At 42.1% G+C, this 16,129-nt stretch carries 8 protein-coding genes; all 8 read right to left on the minus strand.

Annotated elements, in window-relative coordinates; all coding sequences use genetic code 11:
- On the minus strand, positions 1–1,965 hold the full coding sequence (locus tag BLW31_RS03575) for a 6-O-methylesterase (protein ID WP_010537915.1): 1,965 nt from the start codon (positions 1,963–1,965) through the stop codon (positions 1–3).
- Positions 1,966–3,303 (minus strand): glycoside hydrolase family 28 protein, encoded by a 1,338-nt coding sequence (locus tag BLW31_RS03580; protein ID WP_022301470.1) that lies wholly within the window; start codon positions 3,301–3,303, stop codon positions 1,966–1,968.
- 70 nt (positions 3,304–3,373) lie between these two features.
- On the minus strand, positions 3,374–6,226 hold the full coding sequence (locus tag BLW31_RS03585) for a glycoside hydrolase family 78 protein (RefSeq protein ID WP_022301471.1): 2,853 nt from the start codon (positions 6,224–6,226) through the stop codon (positions 3,374–3,376).
- Between the two features lie 47 nt (positions 6,227–6,273).
- Complete coding sequence (locus BLW31_RS03590; protein WP_010537912.1) at positions 6,274–9,603, minus strand: MGH1-like glycoside hydrolase domain-containing protein; 3,330 nt, start codon at positions 9,601–9,603, stop codon at positions 6,274–6,276.
- Positions 9,604–9,623: 20 nt separating this feature from the next.
- On the minus strand, positions 9,624–10,553 hold the full coding sequence (locus tag BLW31_RS03595) for a glycoside hydrolase family 43 protein (RefSeq protein ID WP_010537911.1): 930 nt from the start codon (positions 10,551–10,553) through the stop codon (positions 9,624–9,626).
- 232 nt (positions 10,554–10,785) lie between these two features.
- The gene (locus BLW31_RS03600) at positions 10,786–11,454 is read right to left on the minus strand and encodes a DUF3826 domain-containing protein (RefSeq protein ID WP_022301458.1); all 669 of its coding nucleotides are present in this window, start codon (positions 11,452–11,454) and stop codon (positions 10,786–10,788) included.
- A gap of 71 nt (positions 11,455–11,525) precedes the next feature.
- Positions 11,526–13,265 carry a polysaccharide lyase gene (locus tag BLW31_RS03605; RefSeq protein ID WP_010537909.1) on the minus strand — a complete coding sequence of 580 codons (1,740 nt, stop codon included), beginning with the start codon at positions 13,263–13,265 and terminating at the stop codon, positions 11,526–11,528.
- A gap of 658 nt (positions 13,266–13,923) precedes the next feature.
- The gene (locus BLW31_RS03610; protein ID WP_010537908.1) at positions 13,924–16,128 is read right to left on the minus strand and encodes a RagB/SusD family nutrient uptake outer membrane protein; all 2,205 of its coding nucleotides are present in this window, start codon (positions 16,126–16,128) and stop codon (positions 13,924–13,926) included.
- Position 16,129 lies beyond the last annotated feature (1 nt).

The following is a 16,129-nucleotide window of genomic DNA, read 5'->3' on the forward strand; positions in this document are numbered from 1 at the left end:
TTATTTCTTTCCCTGTGCTTTTTTCTCTGCGTTCCTTTTATTCACATAATCCTTAAACATCTGGCGCCAGTTACGCCCATGTTCGTTAAAATACTGTTCGCATTTAGTTTTATAGATTTCGAAGATAGCAGAAATCTGTTTCATGTTCTTGTAGTCAATAGCCTGCTCACGAGCCAGCTTCAGTTGTTCCAGGACAAATGCTGTTTCTTCTTCCGTCATATCAGGTACAATAGCCTGATATCCTTTTAGAGTGAATGCAACTTTTCCAACAGTATATTTATCAAGGATCTGTTCCACCTGTTCTTCTGTCAATACCCTGCGCAAGTCTTTCATCAACTTTTCATGTATCTCTTTCGGCATAGCAGAGTCAGCAATCATTTCACGGTCAAGTTTACTCAATAGTTTGCCTGTCAACGGATTGATGCCGGCAGGAATCGTGGTATAAGGATGGTCATTGTGCCAATCGCGAACCTTACGCAGATGATTGTAAATAGTAGTAATTGCAAATCCGGCTTTACTCTCGTCATTCAGGTTCAGTGAGGCTACCCAGTCCATCGCTTTCTTTTCAAGAGAAGTATCCGAGTTTAGTCTGGCAAATACTTTCTTGTCAAAATAAGCTGCTACTTTATCGAAAGAACGAATGGCGCCCTCCGGTAATAGCTCTCCCTTCTCTCCAAAACTATACATGGCAGCTTCGGGTTCAATAGTAACTTTACTTTCATCCAGTTTCTTCTTGTCCAAATGAAACACATCGGCAAAAAAATCATAAACAGCATTTCGTTTATTCGGGCCAAAATCGTGTTTCTCATTGGGAAGGTGTACATTTGTAACCTTATCCTTTGCATGGTAGAAACCATAAATACGTTGCAGATAAGGAAATTCTAACGTAGGAACACTGGCTGTCCAATCTCCGCCATCAGAAACAATCAGTTGTGGAAGCGGAGCAAATGTCGCAGCCAATTCTGCGTTACAAGTGCCTCCTGCCGAGAGCTGAATAGGCATGCCACTTTCGCAGGGACATCCCCCGTCGAAATGGGAAGCCAGGCTCACTACCGGAGCAGAAGCCGTAAAACGATCATCCAATACACTTAGTAACACTGTATGTGTACCACCACCGGAACCACCATTCGCTCCGATACGACCGGTATCAATATCTTTCCGGGAAGCAAGCATATAATCAAGAATCAGCAAACCATTCATCGCCTGAATAGTATGCGCCGCACTGCTACGATGCGCCGCACTGCCAACCTGTAATATAGATTCTCCCCATCCGAATAAGTCATAATCCACACAAATAGCTCCCATACGGGCCAAAGTGCCCATGCGCTGTTGCTGATCCTCACGATAACGTCCACCGCCGAAATGTCCGTTCGGGCATATAATCAGTGCATGCTTCCCTTTTGATTGAGGGGTGTAAATAGAGCCGCAGACATACAATCCGGGAAGTGTTTCAAGTGCAAAGTTCTGTACAGTATAGCCATCAAACTTTCGTATTTTCGAGAGAATAGCCTCCGACTTAACACATTGGGCCAACATAGCATCAATGCCCAAACGCTGACGGACTTCTTTCTTCAAAGAATCCGCACGCAATCCGAATGTTTGCTTATCAGCATAAAGGGTGTTCAGATACGCCAACATCTTTTCCCCATCCTCATCCGTCCGACGGGGATATTCGTAAGCTTTCAACTTATACATATTTCCCTTCTGCTTGACAAACTTGTAGTCAAAAGGTGCAAGTACATTTGTCAGCGACTCTTCCACTGAATAAGGACGAATACGGAAATCAGCGTAAGACAATACTTTGCCTACTGTATCAATATCGTATTTCAAGCGGACTCCAAAACGATTTTGAATATCCGTCAGAACTTCATTTAAGGGACGGGCAAATTCCGTCTCATATCTTTGTGTTTGCGCCTCTGCCGAAAGGGATGCGGCAAGCAGCATTGTGAAAAGTATCCGTTTCATTTATTTAAGTTTTAATTCCTCACCATTGACAATCACATCATCCATCGTAATGCGTTCACAATCTTCAAAGATGCATTTCTGCTTTCCTCCCTGAATATGGATATCACGTAATACAATATCTGATATCGGAGCTTCTTCTAATCCGACTATTTTTATCGGTGTTTTTACATCTGTAACAGTCATCCCACTGATATGTACATTACGAAAGATTGGGGTGCGTTCACTCTTCGGTTCTGCCGGCATCGGACTGTATTTCAAGTTTAAAACGACAGCTTCTTGCTTGATATTGCTCATCACAATATTGCTGACACGAATATCTTCAACGACTCCTCCCCTTCCACGAGTTGACTTAATGCGGATACCTCGCTCAGTCCCGTCAAACACGCAGTTGGAAATAGTCACTTTACGCACACTTCCACTCATTTCGCTGCCAATAACAACACCACCATGCCCGGAAAGCATTGTACAATTGGTTATAGTGATATTTTCACAAGGTACTCCCAAACGTCGGGCTTGTGCATCTCTTCCCGATTTAATCGTAATACAGTCATCACCTACTGAAATATGACAATCGCTGATATGTACATTCCGGCAGGATTCCGGATTGATGCCATCTGTATTAGGAGAAGGAACATTATCAATCGTAATTCCTTTGATAGTCACATTATCACAGAATTCCGGGTTTACAGTCCAGAAAGGGGAATTGACAATTTTCACTCCCTCAATCTTTACCTTCTTACAACGAACAGGCTGAATGAACGGAGGACGGAAAAAACGTCGCTGCAATGTGCTTACATAATCCTTATTTGTTTCAGTATAAATGGCCGTAGTATCATTCTCTGCATCCCACATAGGCTGATATTTATTCAGATCATGCATACCGTTATCTTTCAGGTCAATCATGACCCGGAAAAACTCCATCCACCATTTTTTACCTTGTCCGTCCAAAGTTCCTTCGCCCTTGATCGTAATATTCTCTGCATCCACTGCATAGATTAAAGGTTGGAAACTTTTCATCATCACTCCTTCGTGACGGACTTCCACAAAAGGAAGATAATCATCAAAGTTATCTGAGAAAAGTAACGTGGCACCAGCTTCCAGCTCCAAGGTTATATTACTTTTCAACCGGATACTTCCTGTCAGGTAAGTTCCCGCCGGAAAGAAAAGGGTTCCTCCACCATTACGGTTCAGACGGTCAATCGTAGTGTTGATCAACTTTGTATTAAGAACTTTGCCATTTGCCTTTGCACCGATTTTCAGCATGTCTACACGTTCGGCATGAAGAACAGTGGCTGCACAAAGGCACAGGAATGCCAAAAGAGTTATTTGTAAATTCATAATCTATTATATTAAAGAATACTTCTTCATCATTTCCATTCAAGAAATTCGTGCCTAAATATAGGTATTATCAGTCAAACTTATACATTCCGCTTTGTATTTCCTTGGGGTCCTTCTCTCCCGGAAGATATACGACAGCCGTTGTATTCACCGGAACAGACACATTTAAGGTAAATGCATCCTCTTGCCGAGTCCACTCTACTATAATAGTACCATAAAGGGTTTCGTATGATGATTTGACATATTTCAAGTCTCCTACCGGTTGGGGAGCAATGATAAATTTCCGGTAGCCCTGCATTGAATCATCTTTTCCTTCCAAGGAGGCAGATAATACCGTATATGGACGAATTCCAACCAATGAACGAAAGAACCATTCATCAATCTGCCCCATCATAAAATGATTCCACGAAGAACCTTGACGCGGGTCCCATTGTTCTGTCAGAGTAGTTGCCCCAAATTTTAATTGAAAACCATAACCGGGAGCTTCTTCATGATTAAACATTTTATAAATAAGTTCATTCTGGTCGTTACGGGCTAATGTCTGAATCAAATAACGATTGCCCACATCCCCGGTTGTCAGACGATCTCTATGTGCCTTTACATCTTTAATCAGATTGAAAAGCACCTTTTTATTCAAATTTGTATCCGGCTGACAAACACCTTGTTCTCCTGCACTTTGTGTCAAATGAAGAAACAACGGAAGTGCATTACTGCATTGACTTCCCGTACCATACTGTGCGGTATTATTATCTAAGAAACATTTATTAAAGGCTACCATAATATCATGGGCTAAAGAGCTGTAATAACGAACATCAAATTCATTACCTACCATTCCGGCAGCCTTTACCAAATACATAACGGTCATGTAATAATGTGCGGTAGCCACTAATGGAACAGGTGTATTCCGTGAGAATCCCGCACGAAAATCTCCATAATCATACCAGTCACCCAAACCGAAAGATAAGATTCCATTATTTGCACGAGTTTTGAGATAATCCACATAACGACGCATATTGGAATAGTATTTTCTGATCAGCGAATCATCTCCATAAGTCTCATAATACATAAATGGAAAAATAACTAAAGAACCTCCCCACTCCGGCGATTCGGCAAAAGCATCCATACCCGGACCTTCAAAAACGACATATTCAGGGGCTGTTGTCGGCATTGCTCCATTGGAGTGCTGCGCATCAGCCATGTTCTGCATAATTTGCGGAGCATAAGCAGTCAGATCATAATTATATAATAATCCCGGACCATTAAGATGCACCTGCTCCAGCCAACCAAGTTTTTCCCGGTGCGGACAATCCGTAAACACAGACTGCATATTACTACGTACTGCCTTCTCTATCAAGCGATGAGCAGCATTGAATATCTGATTTGATGATTCAAATGTAGAAACTTTCTTTGCCGAATTGTAAACGAAACAGGACTGAATGTTTTTCAATACCGGCAATTGATGCGGATTCTTCTGTCCTTTCAAGACAGCACCTTCCACCTGAATATATCTGAAACCATAATAAGAGAAACGAGGATGCCAAGTTTCATCTCCTTCACCTTTCAATGTATATTCATAGTAATGTTGGCGTCCTGTTTGACGTTGGTTACAAGCACCTTCTTCCGTTAACGCCTCGGCGACTATCAGAGTCACTTTTTGTCCGCGTTTACCACGTACTGTTATTTCGGGAAAACCAGCCAGATTCTGTCCCATGTCCAAGACTAAGGCAGAAGGGGCTACCACTCGTTTCGTAGATTTGGAAGCCAAGGCAACTTGCTCATCATTCAGTTTTGTGACCTTTTGAATGTTGTGCCGTTCCATAATCTTCACCGGACGTGCCATTTGTGGGCGAAGTATTCCTTTCGGAGCCTCCTGAACTACTACCGGACGCCAATCACTATCATCAAACCCAACTTGGTTCCATCCTTTCTGTTCTCCACGCGCATCATAATCCTCACCTCCATAAATACAGTTGAAGGTTATCGGACTCAAATCATATTTCCAGCCATTATCAGAATGGATGACCGTATGTGTTCCATCCTCATAATTAACAACTAACTCAAATAAGAGCGTGGGAGGACCAAAACTAATCTGTAGCTTACGATAACGTCCCCCTTGTACATTATAGAATCCATTCCCCAATAAAACTCCAACTGCATTCTCACCATTTTGCAACAACTCTGTCACATCATACGTGTTATAATAAACACTTTTATCATAATCACTCCAAAGCGGAGCAAACTCACTATCACCTACTTTCTTGCCATTTAACGAAAACTCATAGAATCCCAGTCCGCATACGTAAGCTGTCGCTTCTACAATCCTCTTGCTTGTTTTACGACCGGCACTACCTCCCTTTATATCTCCCAACTCAAATGTTTTCCGCAAATAAATGCTCTTCTTGGCTAGTGTATCCACCGCTTCCCAAGCCGCTTTTACCTCCGGCTTTTTCAATTCGCCACCATGAAACTTACGACCTTCCGGCAAGTGGGCATCCTGACGAGTAATAGCCCCAATCCATTTCCTGGAAGAAAAGCAGTCAGGAACTGAACGAAATTTAGCATCTGAGCTCCATTGTGAGGGTGAACCAGATTCGTCCCAAACCCGTACGCGCCAAATATAATTGAGTAGATTGCCAGAGCGAATATCCGCTCCTTCAATGGATACCAACTGGCTCTGTGAAGAGTTTACTTTTCCACTGTTCCACACAGAACGACCGGTAAAAACCTCCCGAATATCTATTTCATAAGCCGATTGTTGTGTTCCGTTTTCAGGTGATTCCATCACCCATCCCAAACGGGGCACTCCCTCAACCACTACTAACCCTTCCTGCATTTCACAAGTCAGGCGACTGATTGTTATATTCTTCGCTTGTACGAAACATGGCAGGCAAAGAATAAGAAGAAGATATTTTCTTAAAATCATTATCTGGTTTTCAATATGTTATAAATAATAATCCGTGTCTGAATCTATCATTTCAAAGCATTCTCACAAACAAGTCTTGTCAGCGTATCCGCATGTCCTGCCTCTTTCCCATCCACAAAAACACGTAATCCCTTTCCGCAATGGTAACGGTCCCCATTTTTATCCCAAAGAATCGTCAGATTGTGCCCATGATATAAAACATTATCCAGACAAAACCAGTCCCATTTATCAGCCGGAATCAGCGGATTTACTTCTATCGTATCATCCAGACGGGGACGAAGTCCAATCAATCCGGTAATCATCAAATCATTGAATGTAGAATGGTTATAGTACCGGCTCCGTTCCTGATCGCCTTTCAGCCAATAACCGGTCACTTCATCCAGATACTCGCCAATATACGGACGGCCACGATGATATTGCGACTCTACATACAATTCCATCTGACGAAAATATACACTGTCAGATAAAACAGTCTGCGGATAGTTATTCATGAAATTAGCCATTGCAGTCAATGTCTGTGCAGAAGCAAACGGCCAGATAGCTCCGTCCCACTCACACTTGCCGACTCCACGCGTGCGGAATTCCGGATGACGGCGTTCTGCCGTAGTCAATCCATAAGGAGCAGAAAATCCTTTTTCATCCATAATCTCTTTCCAGGCAACTTCATATTTCTTCGTTGTATCCGGTAAATTGAAATACCATGGGATATACCCGATTGCTTCACGTACATTGGCAGAAGAATCAATACGCACAGTCTCAAAGAACTGATGACGTGTATTCCACAAATCGTTCTCCACGAGACTCTTTAATGTATCCGCTCTCATGCCGTATTTCATAGCCATTCCTTCATTACCGGAAAGAATTCCCATTAGCGAAAGAGCTTTTGCATTACCGTACATATAACTGTTAATTGTCGGACGGGCATATTTTTTCTTCCGTCCTCCACTGATGGACTCTTCCATACCATCTTGTACATCACCTTGCCAATACAGTCCGTTCTTCAAACGATTCGTACGTTCCCAACGCTGATATTCTGTTTCCAGATCCTTCGCCATATCCAACATGAAATCCTTATCACCATCCACCATATAGCGCGCAAGTATGGCATCCGCATTCCATGAACTGAACTTATCCATTTTCTTCATCGGCCCGCCATCATTGCCACGATACCATGTGTGTATAATCTGATCCAGATATTTCGGATCGCGCAACCAACGGCTCTCGTAAATATGATGTCCGATAGCACAGGCTATCAGATTATATTTGTCCGAATAAGACCGCTGAATCAGAAATTCGGTCATGCCATATCCGACAGGAGTTTCCTTGATATGCTTACGCAATGACCACCAACGATAATAGTACATTTCTTCAAAGTTATGTTGCGGGCATTCAAACAAAGGAATATTTTCTTCCATCCATTCCGAAGCCTTGGCATTGGGAATGGCCTGAACAATATTCTCATCTTCCATGCCATTGAAATAGTCAGCATAATGACTAAAGTCCTCATATTTCAAAAAAGCGGAAGAAGCGTCCTTATCTGTGGAGGAAGTCTTCACATTGGCAATGCGATATTCCGCTAACGGTTCCTGCCCACCTGCATTGGGTAAATCGTAAGTTTGATCGGCAGGAGTATCTACGGTCGGGAATGTACGCATCTCTCCCGTACGGAAAGCGATTCGTTCAATAGTCGCTACCGGAGCATAAAACATACGCAAACCGACTCTCTTACCATCTACATACACTTGAATATTACGATCTGCAGTCGAAAGAACTGCTTCTACATGATAAGTCTTCCCTGCCTCATATTTCATCATATTTGCAAACCGTGAGCCACCTTTCATACGGAAAATACCGTCCGGAGTTAGCTCAAGCCGCGAACAAGCAATGCTGTTTTCATCTAAAAAGTCAATCTGAAGTATACCTTTATCATTCTGTCCGGCCAACAGATCAAATGAAACTTTCAATTCTTTAGAAGCCGGAATCTTACGCTCTGCCTTCGCATAGTCAAACGGGTCTTTATCCTGTAAAATCAACCATTCTCCTTCTAAAGAAACCGGAGCCCAAACCGGAGAATAAATATTCCAATTAGCTAGTTCAGCCATTGAACCGAATTTCGAAAAATCATCATCTGCATGTGCGGAAGCATTGATCTCTACCGGAACAGGAATACGGGAAATCCACATATCTTCTTTATTCACGCTATATGAAACCCACAAATCACCATCTGCAGGTATTCCGTTTCCTTCCTGAATACCACGGGGATATTGAGGACCATATGATTTGTAATTTCCTCCATAGCGCATCGGAGTAATTTCACCATGTACCAAGTTTAATGTAGTATACTCCAATCCGTCCTTACTCAATGAGATAGCCAACGGCCAGCGGAATTCCGACGGATTATAAACCGTAGCATAGGTTCCATCGCTCAGACGTTGTCCCCAGATTTTCGCATTACTGTTGACAAATCCTTTTGCACGAAGCACAGGTTCTGCCCAGGTATGTCCCCCATCTTCACTGATCGAAGTCAAAGCGTGTTTCCAAAGACTCGCAATGCGTCCATCGGGCAATGTATAGCAATTGAATGCTTTATATCCTTTTTTCAGTGGAATGATCGGATCTTCACGGTCAGCTTCTTCTACCCATTGCATCATATAAAGCGGATTATCCAGTATTTCCTGGCAAGCCTTTACGAATTCCCAGTCTTTGCTCTTTTTAAAATAGGGATAATCGGTATTCTTTTCGTTGAATCCATGATTGTAATAAATGAAATAGATAGGACCAAACGAACCATCTTTCTTAATCTCACGCACTACCCTACCTATGCCGTTCCCATCATTCGGATCATCTTTCTTATCTAAGGCTACCCCATAATTTCCCATTGTAATCAACTTGCCCGACTTAGATACATAAAAGCCTACACGTTGATGCATGATAGCGATCAAATCTTTTGCCTGCATACCAGGGCGGGATTCTTTAGTATATCCGTCCGGCACTTTGTAAGGGGGGAATACTATTTCCGGATTTGTCCATTGATAACCGTCTTTTGAGGTCATCAGGAATGTTTGGGAAGGTGGTATATGCTCATCCGAAGGGTCTGCCAGATACTGATAATAGAACTGACCGTTCCAGTAGGCCAACATAGGCTGATGATTATAAGTCCATCCGTTACCGTTCGACGTATCCGGGTGTTCACGGTTGGCACGTACCAGTTGAATATTATGTACTCCTACTACCGGAGACAGTTGTCCGTCATGATAAGCGGGATTCGACAATTCCTTTCCTGTGTAATGGATTCTGTCTTGCGGGGACTGTGCTTGAATGGTATTTGTCAGCCATCCGGTAGCCAATACAAAAAGAATCTTCGTTAAGTTGTTCATGATTTATTTCAGGTTTTAGTTTATTTCTTCTTGCTTTCTTCCAGCAATGTTTTAACAACAGATTCCGAAGCTTTAAAGATAGTTCCATGCTTATGTCCGACAGGCACACTTACGCTTTCGGTGACATCCGTGAAATTCCGAAAATCCCTGGTACGCATAGCTCCATATATTTTTTTCTTATAAACATCAAAATAGATCAGATAATCATCACCGAGTTTTTCAACCGTCGGGCCTTCTACAAACGACTCGGTAAAGGGTTGTGATGACGGTGAATAAGGACCGGTCATAGAGCCAGAAAAAGCTATTTTCAGATTGCGTTCGGGACGTGTGTTATCTTTGAGTACCATTACATAATCATTTTTCGCCCGTTTCACAATCACAGCATCAATCGAGCTGAAACCGGGATCATATAATACTTTCGCTTTCGATACTGCCTTAAAATCCTTTGTTGTGATGTAGTACAAGCGATGGTTGTTCTCTTCTTCTTCTATTCCCTTTTCATAACGACCGGGCACACAAGAGGCCCATACTACCATAAACTGTTCACCTTCGTCATCATAAAAAATCTCCGGCGCCCATACATTGACAGTGGTAGGTTCGTCTGCCATCACAGGAATCATTTGTTGCTCCGACCAGTGAATCAAATCTTTGGACTGTGCATAGCCAAAACCTAAATCACCTTTCCAACTGGTAGTCCACACCAAATGAAAGGTTCCATCCGGTGTACGCACTATGGAAGGGTCGCGCATTAACCGATGTTGCCCTAATTCCGGTTTCAACCAAACGCCGGGAATGCTATCCCAGTACATTCCATCTTCGCTATACAGATATCTCAGACCTTCATCAGCCGGCTCATGAAATGAAGTGAACATATAATAATCTTTATTCCCTCCACAAGAAGCTAAAAGCAGAATGCTTATTGCAGCTAATGTATTTTTTAACTTTCCCATTTCTATGATTCTTTTACACTATACTAATATCCTTTATACAGAGACGATAAAAAGCCGGATTTGTACTCAAATAGATATAAAGAATCATTTTTTATAATCGATAAAAGGGCGACTCTCCGAGCCACCCTTTCCTCCATCAAACAAACTAACCATTTAATAATGGGAAAGAATTCCACTTCTTTTTATAGTATCTTATTTGTCACAAATTCCTTGTTTACAACATGCTATGGTTTTACAGTGTTCCTCCCCGTGCTTTTACACGTTTAGCCCACTCTTCACGTTCTTTTGTCAAATTGTACCCACGTTTGGCCAGATAATTGTTGATACGTCCTTTGTACTTACCGAAAGCCGCATGCTTCTTGTTTGAATTTTCTGCATCCATAGCAAACTCACGCGCCTCTACCAACCAAGCATAGATTTGTGCCTTTTCTTCTTCCTTCAAAGAAGGAATCATATCAAGCGTAGCTTCATAAGTCACTTTCACCACGCCATAAGTCATTCCATCTTTTACGGCTTCTATCTGTTCCTCATTCAAAAAGAGAGATAAACTGGCAGGAAAAGCAAAGTGAGAACGGTACAAAGCTGCATCTTTTTCATTTTCAGCAGCCTTCAACGCTTCATCTTTCGCATCACCGGTCAAACCTGATTCCTTAACGGTTTTTACTTTTGCATCACGTATTTCATAAATATCATTCAGTTCGAAATAGCGATTGGCAATAATATTACAAACATCTTCGGCTACTTTCGCATCCGTAAGTCCTAGTTTATCTACAATTTTCTGCGAACGATTGACAATGGACTCTACATATTTCGGATCACGATTCTCTTTATTCAAATCAACTGCTCCGGCAGATATCCAACCGCAAAGAAGCAACAGAGACATTAAAACTATCTTTTTCATTTCATCTTATTTTTTATACCATATGCCAAAAGGAAACTCGGTTCCGGCACCTTACCGATGCCGGTTGCAGATTACATTAATTTTCCTTTTTCAGCTAATGTATCATAGTTGTTTTTTAAATCTCTCCAGTCTACTTTGTGCTTTGTACTGATTCCATTGATATACTTTTCAATATTCGTATATCCGTCACCTGTACAATCTTTATTAGCATCACTTGGATCATCCGGATTCAATCCATTAGCAATTTCCCATTCATCCGGCATACCGTCACCATCCGTATCCACATACGGAGTTCCTTTGTATTCGGGGAAACCACCCATCTGACGAATATCAGTAATGATACCTTGCTTATAAGAATCTTTCGGCAAACGACGATATCTGAACTGACCGTCTTCACCCATTGATTTAGGAGCTAAGCCTGTAAGGTCACCGTTAGCATCCTTCGCCATTTTCTTGTCATAATAAGGAATACCGGTTTTTACTTCTTCGATAATGCGTTCGTCTACAATATCGCGGCAAGGGATATTGGCACCTACATGTTTCGTTACATAATCATAAGCATCATTGGCAGATGTAATTTTAATATAAGGCATTGCAAACGGTTCGTAGCTCCGCATCATTTCAGTATATCCGTCAGTATTTGGCTGACCTTCAATCTGTATACCACCATTCCAGTTATCTTTTGTTATTTCCGGATAACCTTCCATCACGTTACCATCAGCATATACACGACCATAAACTTTATAATTCAGTTTGCTACGTCCGGCTTCCGGTTTCAGGATACGACAACCTACTGTATTGTTTTTGGGAGTAGCAGGACCGGGTTTATAGTAGTTATTGATCATGTTAAACATAGCCGTATAATCACCGCCGTCAGTTGAACGATGCACCCAGTTAAATATCACATTATTGACGAAGTTAAATACTCCATTCCAACCAACAGACGGATTACGGCCTGAGTTACTAGCCCAAAGGTTACGCATAAATGCACAGTTTTCACCTCCTAATGTACTGCCGAATGCATGGTTATATGTATCCAAAGCTTTTGCGGAAATCGTATTCTGAATAGTTACATTTACCGTGGCAAGCTTTTCGTCTTTGCTCTCATACTGTCCTTCACTCGGATCATACATATGACGGTAGAAAGATATATTTTCGTCCAGTCCCCATGTACATGAACAGTGGTCTATCATGATATTACCAATCGGATTACCACCAAAGGAGTCATCACGATGCCACACTTTTGTTTCTCCACGACGGAATCTCATGTGACGTACTACTACGTCGTGTGTATCCACCCAGAATGATTCTCCGGCAATGCAGACACCATCACCCGGTGCTGTTTGTCCGGCAATAGTAACGTAAGGTGCACGAACAATAATCGGAGATTCCAGACGAATGATACCAGCCACATTGAATACAATAATACGTGCACCACCTGTCTCACAAGCTTCGCGGAATGAACCCGGGCCACGATCATTCAGATTAGTAACCGTAATTACTTTACCTCCACGACCACCGAAACTATACATTCCACCTCCTTCAGCACCCGGAAACGAGGGAATTCTAGCTTGTGGCAAATCATAGGGACGACCAGCCCATGAGATATAAGGACGTCCCTCTTTTGCTTCTTTCAGTACTATAGGTAACGCTTTCTCCCATGCTTCATCAGAACGTTTCCGTTCCTCGGTCATCATCTTTGTATAATTCGCTTTGGCTTCGTCAGTTATCTGCGGGTATTGTGCCCATACAACGGTCGGAGTCAACATTGTAGCAGCAAAGGCTACTAAAAGTACATGTTTCTTCTTCATTTTTATTAGGTTTTGTGAGATTGATCATTCTAAAATACAATAATAAGACGAGAGAGGAGAGATTTTGTAATCAGTGGAGAGAAAAAATAGTGTGATTTTTGTTAGTTTTTGCCCAGTATTGAATTTATCATTTATAAATAAAATCTTTGTCTATGTTCAAAATTAGACACATGAAACTTTTGTTGTTAAACACCCAATTTTATTTTGTGCCAATTTCCAACCTCCTTATATAGTCAAGTCCGAAGTTTCACCACCACTGTTGTCTCAATCGAAGGTTCTACCTTCTGTGGCATTCGCCTTCCGTCCTAGCACCTGACGTTTGTTACAGACAATAAACGCAGCATTCATTTGGCTACCACGTCTGTATAACCAGTACCCGCTTCAATTAGAGTATTAGCGTTAAGAAACTTGACGAGCAGGCAGTAAGCATCGTCCACGGCAACACAAGAATCAGTCCAATCCTTTATTTTTATTATTATTTCAAGTAAAAATCATACCATTCTCATTTTTTTTCTGCCATTGGGAGCATTCTTGCCCTCTGCGGCTTCAAAGTAAATGAGAAATTGCCATTTTTCCTCTCTTCTTTCATAAAAGATATGGAAAATGGCAATTTCTTATGTATTCAATCCTATTTATTTAGGTAGAAAATCGGATCTTTTTATTCTTCCAGTGGGTCAAAAGTACCATTGGAACCACCGTTCATGTAATCTCCCCAACCGATAGTTTGCGTCAGCGTAGTAGCACTACTCTGTATGCCTTGGTTAAATCCGAGGAAATAATAGCGGGGAAGAAATTCGATGTACAATTCTGCTTGAGAATCGTTATAGGAATCTCCCTTTTTCGTCTTGCGTATAAGATTAGCATTGTAGAATTCTCTCAATGCCTCTGTTTGAGTAGAAAGATCATTTCTCAAATCAAGAGCCGCCGGACGAGTAACTCCTGCAACTGTCAGAGGGTCGGAAGCCAATGTTGTCCCACCAATACCTTCTCCCTGGCCACTGTCAATCTTTACACGAAATTCAAGATTCTCACGACGCTGCCCATTGAGTGGAGTAAAACCTAGATAGCTACAGGTATTTCCATCCCATCCGGTCAGTCTCCAAGAGGAAGGCGCTCCATCAGGTAATACAGTTCCACCATCAAACAACATCCAACGACGCAAATCATCGAAACGTTTACCTTCATAAGCCAATTCAATCTGCCGTTCATACAAGATAGCAGCCATACATGCGGCAGCATCTCCACTTAAATTGGCTTGCAAGCCATAGTTGTTTTCGGCTGTATAGCCTACGCGGGCACGTATTCTTTGCAATTGGGCTACGGCTTCATCCAAATGCCCTGCACCACAAGCAGCTTCTGCATAGTTAAGTAACACTTCTGCAAAGCGAATTTCCATATACGGAGATGCGCTACGAGTAAAACCTGAAGCTTGTGTATACTCATATCGTGAAGTAGAATTTACATCCCGGTCGTCTGAACGTTTACGTACATAAAATCCTTTTACGTTATTCAATAAGTTGTCAGCACCGTATGTAGCTTCACTGTTTGCAGTTATATCATCTCGTAAAGCGGGAGAAGTATACCACACGTAGTTCCAAAGCTCATAGTCAGTACCATTATAAGGATTATCGTTATTATCATTTCGAGGATCACCGGTAAATGTCCAACGGACACCCGGAAAAGCAAATGTACGGTAAAAACGCGGGTCGCGATCGATAAAAGGAAACTGTGGATTATAATCTGATTCTGATTTATCCAATTTCGTATAGGTGTTGCAGCCTCCTGGTACTTTACCATCACGCATCGGGAACATATCTACCAACATGGCAGAAGGAGTTTTTCCACCACCCCCCAAAGTATTATTTGGACGGATACCATGCTCCCAAGTATTATTCTTCCGATAATCCGGAGTTCCCTGAACAAGTGTATTATAAAGCGTTACGAATATGCCCTCCGTGTTTGGTACTTGAGAGAACATGCTAGCCCAGCCTGAAGCGTTGATACCAGGATTACTTTCATTTGCCAATCCATAACCGGCAGCTGTCAATACACCAATGGACCTTTTAATATCCTCATAAGCTTGTGTCCAACGGGTTACATCATTTGTACGGTTAAACATTGGACTGGCATACAGCAAGCGTACACGACCCAACAAAGCTACCGCCGCACCGGAAGTAACGCGACCGTAATTTTCGCCCGACATCCATTGTCCGCTTCCTGTAAAACGAGCCAACAAGGTTTCGGCTGTATTCAAGTCATCACAGATAAAGTCAATACATGCCTTAGTAGAAGAACGAGGAACAACCGAACTGGCAATAGGTTCCAATACATCCGTAACGATAGGCACACCGCCATACCATTTCACCAGATTGTAATAACACCATGCCCTTAAGAAATAAGCCTGGCCTAATAACTGATCTTTTTCATCCTGCGAAAGCGTACTTTCAGTTACACCAATAATTACATCGTTGACATCACGAATACGACCATAAACGCCTTCAAGAGGGTTTCCCTTAGTCCCTTGAAAATAATCGGGTACGGGATTATTGCCTGTCTGATAAGTCAAAGGAGCCTGCGGATTCACAAAAACGCTGAATCCACTATACTCTTCCGTCGATTTAGACTGGTCATCAGCTAAGCCTGTACAATTGAATCTTGCAGATGCATTTGCTGCTGCATCGGGCAAACATGTTCTGTAAATAGCCGACACACGTGCAGATGCTCCACTCCAATAGTTATAAGCTTCTCTAGTTGTACTGTCATAGTTCTGTTTTTCCTCCAAAAACGAGTCGCTGCAAGAAGTGAAAATTGCTGCGGTCAGAAAAGCGAGACTACTGATACGAAAAATATTTTTTCTTTTCATT

Origin of the sequence: Bacteroides faecis MAJ27, from assembly GCF_900106755.1 — a bacterium.
Classification (GTDB): Bacteria; Bacteroidota; Bacteroidia; order Bacteroidales; family Bacteroidaceae; genus Bacteroides; species Bacteroides faecis.

Bases quoted from the DNA above. Each gene is read 5' to 3' on its own strand.
- BLW31_RS03575 (WP_010537915.1), bottom strand. From the start codon at position 1,965: ATGAAACGGATACTTTTCACAATGCTGCTTGCCGCATCCCTTTCGGCA.
- BLW31_RS03580 (WP_022301470.1), bottom strand. From the start codon at position 3,303: ATGAATTTACAAATAACTCTTTTGGCATTCCTGTGCCTTTGTGCAGCC.
- BLW31_RS03585 (WP_022301471.1), bottom strand. From the start codon at position 6,226: ATGATTTTAAGAAAATATCTTCTTCTTATTCTTTGCCTGCCATGTTTC.
- BLW31_RS03590 (WP_010537912.1), bottom strand. From the start codon at position 9,603: ATGAACAACTTAACGAAGATTCTTTTTGTATTGGCTACCGGATGGCTG.
- BLW31_RS03595 (WP_010537911.1), bottom strand. From the start codon at position 10,553: ATGGGAAAGTTAAAAAATACATTAGCTGCAATAAGCATTCTGCTTTTA.
- BLW31_RS03600 (WP_022301458.1), bottom strand. From the start codon at position 11,454: ATGAAAAAGATAGTTTTAATGTCTCTGTTGCTTCTTTGCGGTTGGATA.
- BLW31_RS03605 (WP_010537909.1), bottom strand. From the start codon at position 13,265: ATGAAGAAGAAACATGTACTTTTAGTAGCCTTTGCTGCTACAATGTTG.
- BLW31_RS03610 (WP_010537908.1), bottom strand. From the start codon at position 16,128: ATGAAAAGAAAAAATATTTTTCGTATCAGTAGTCTCGCTTTTCTGACC.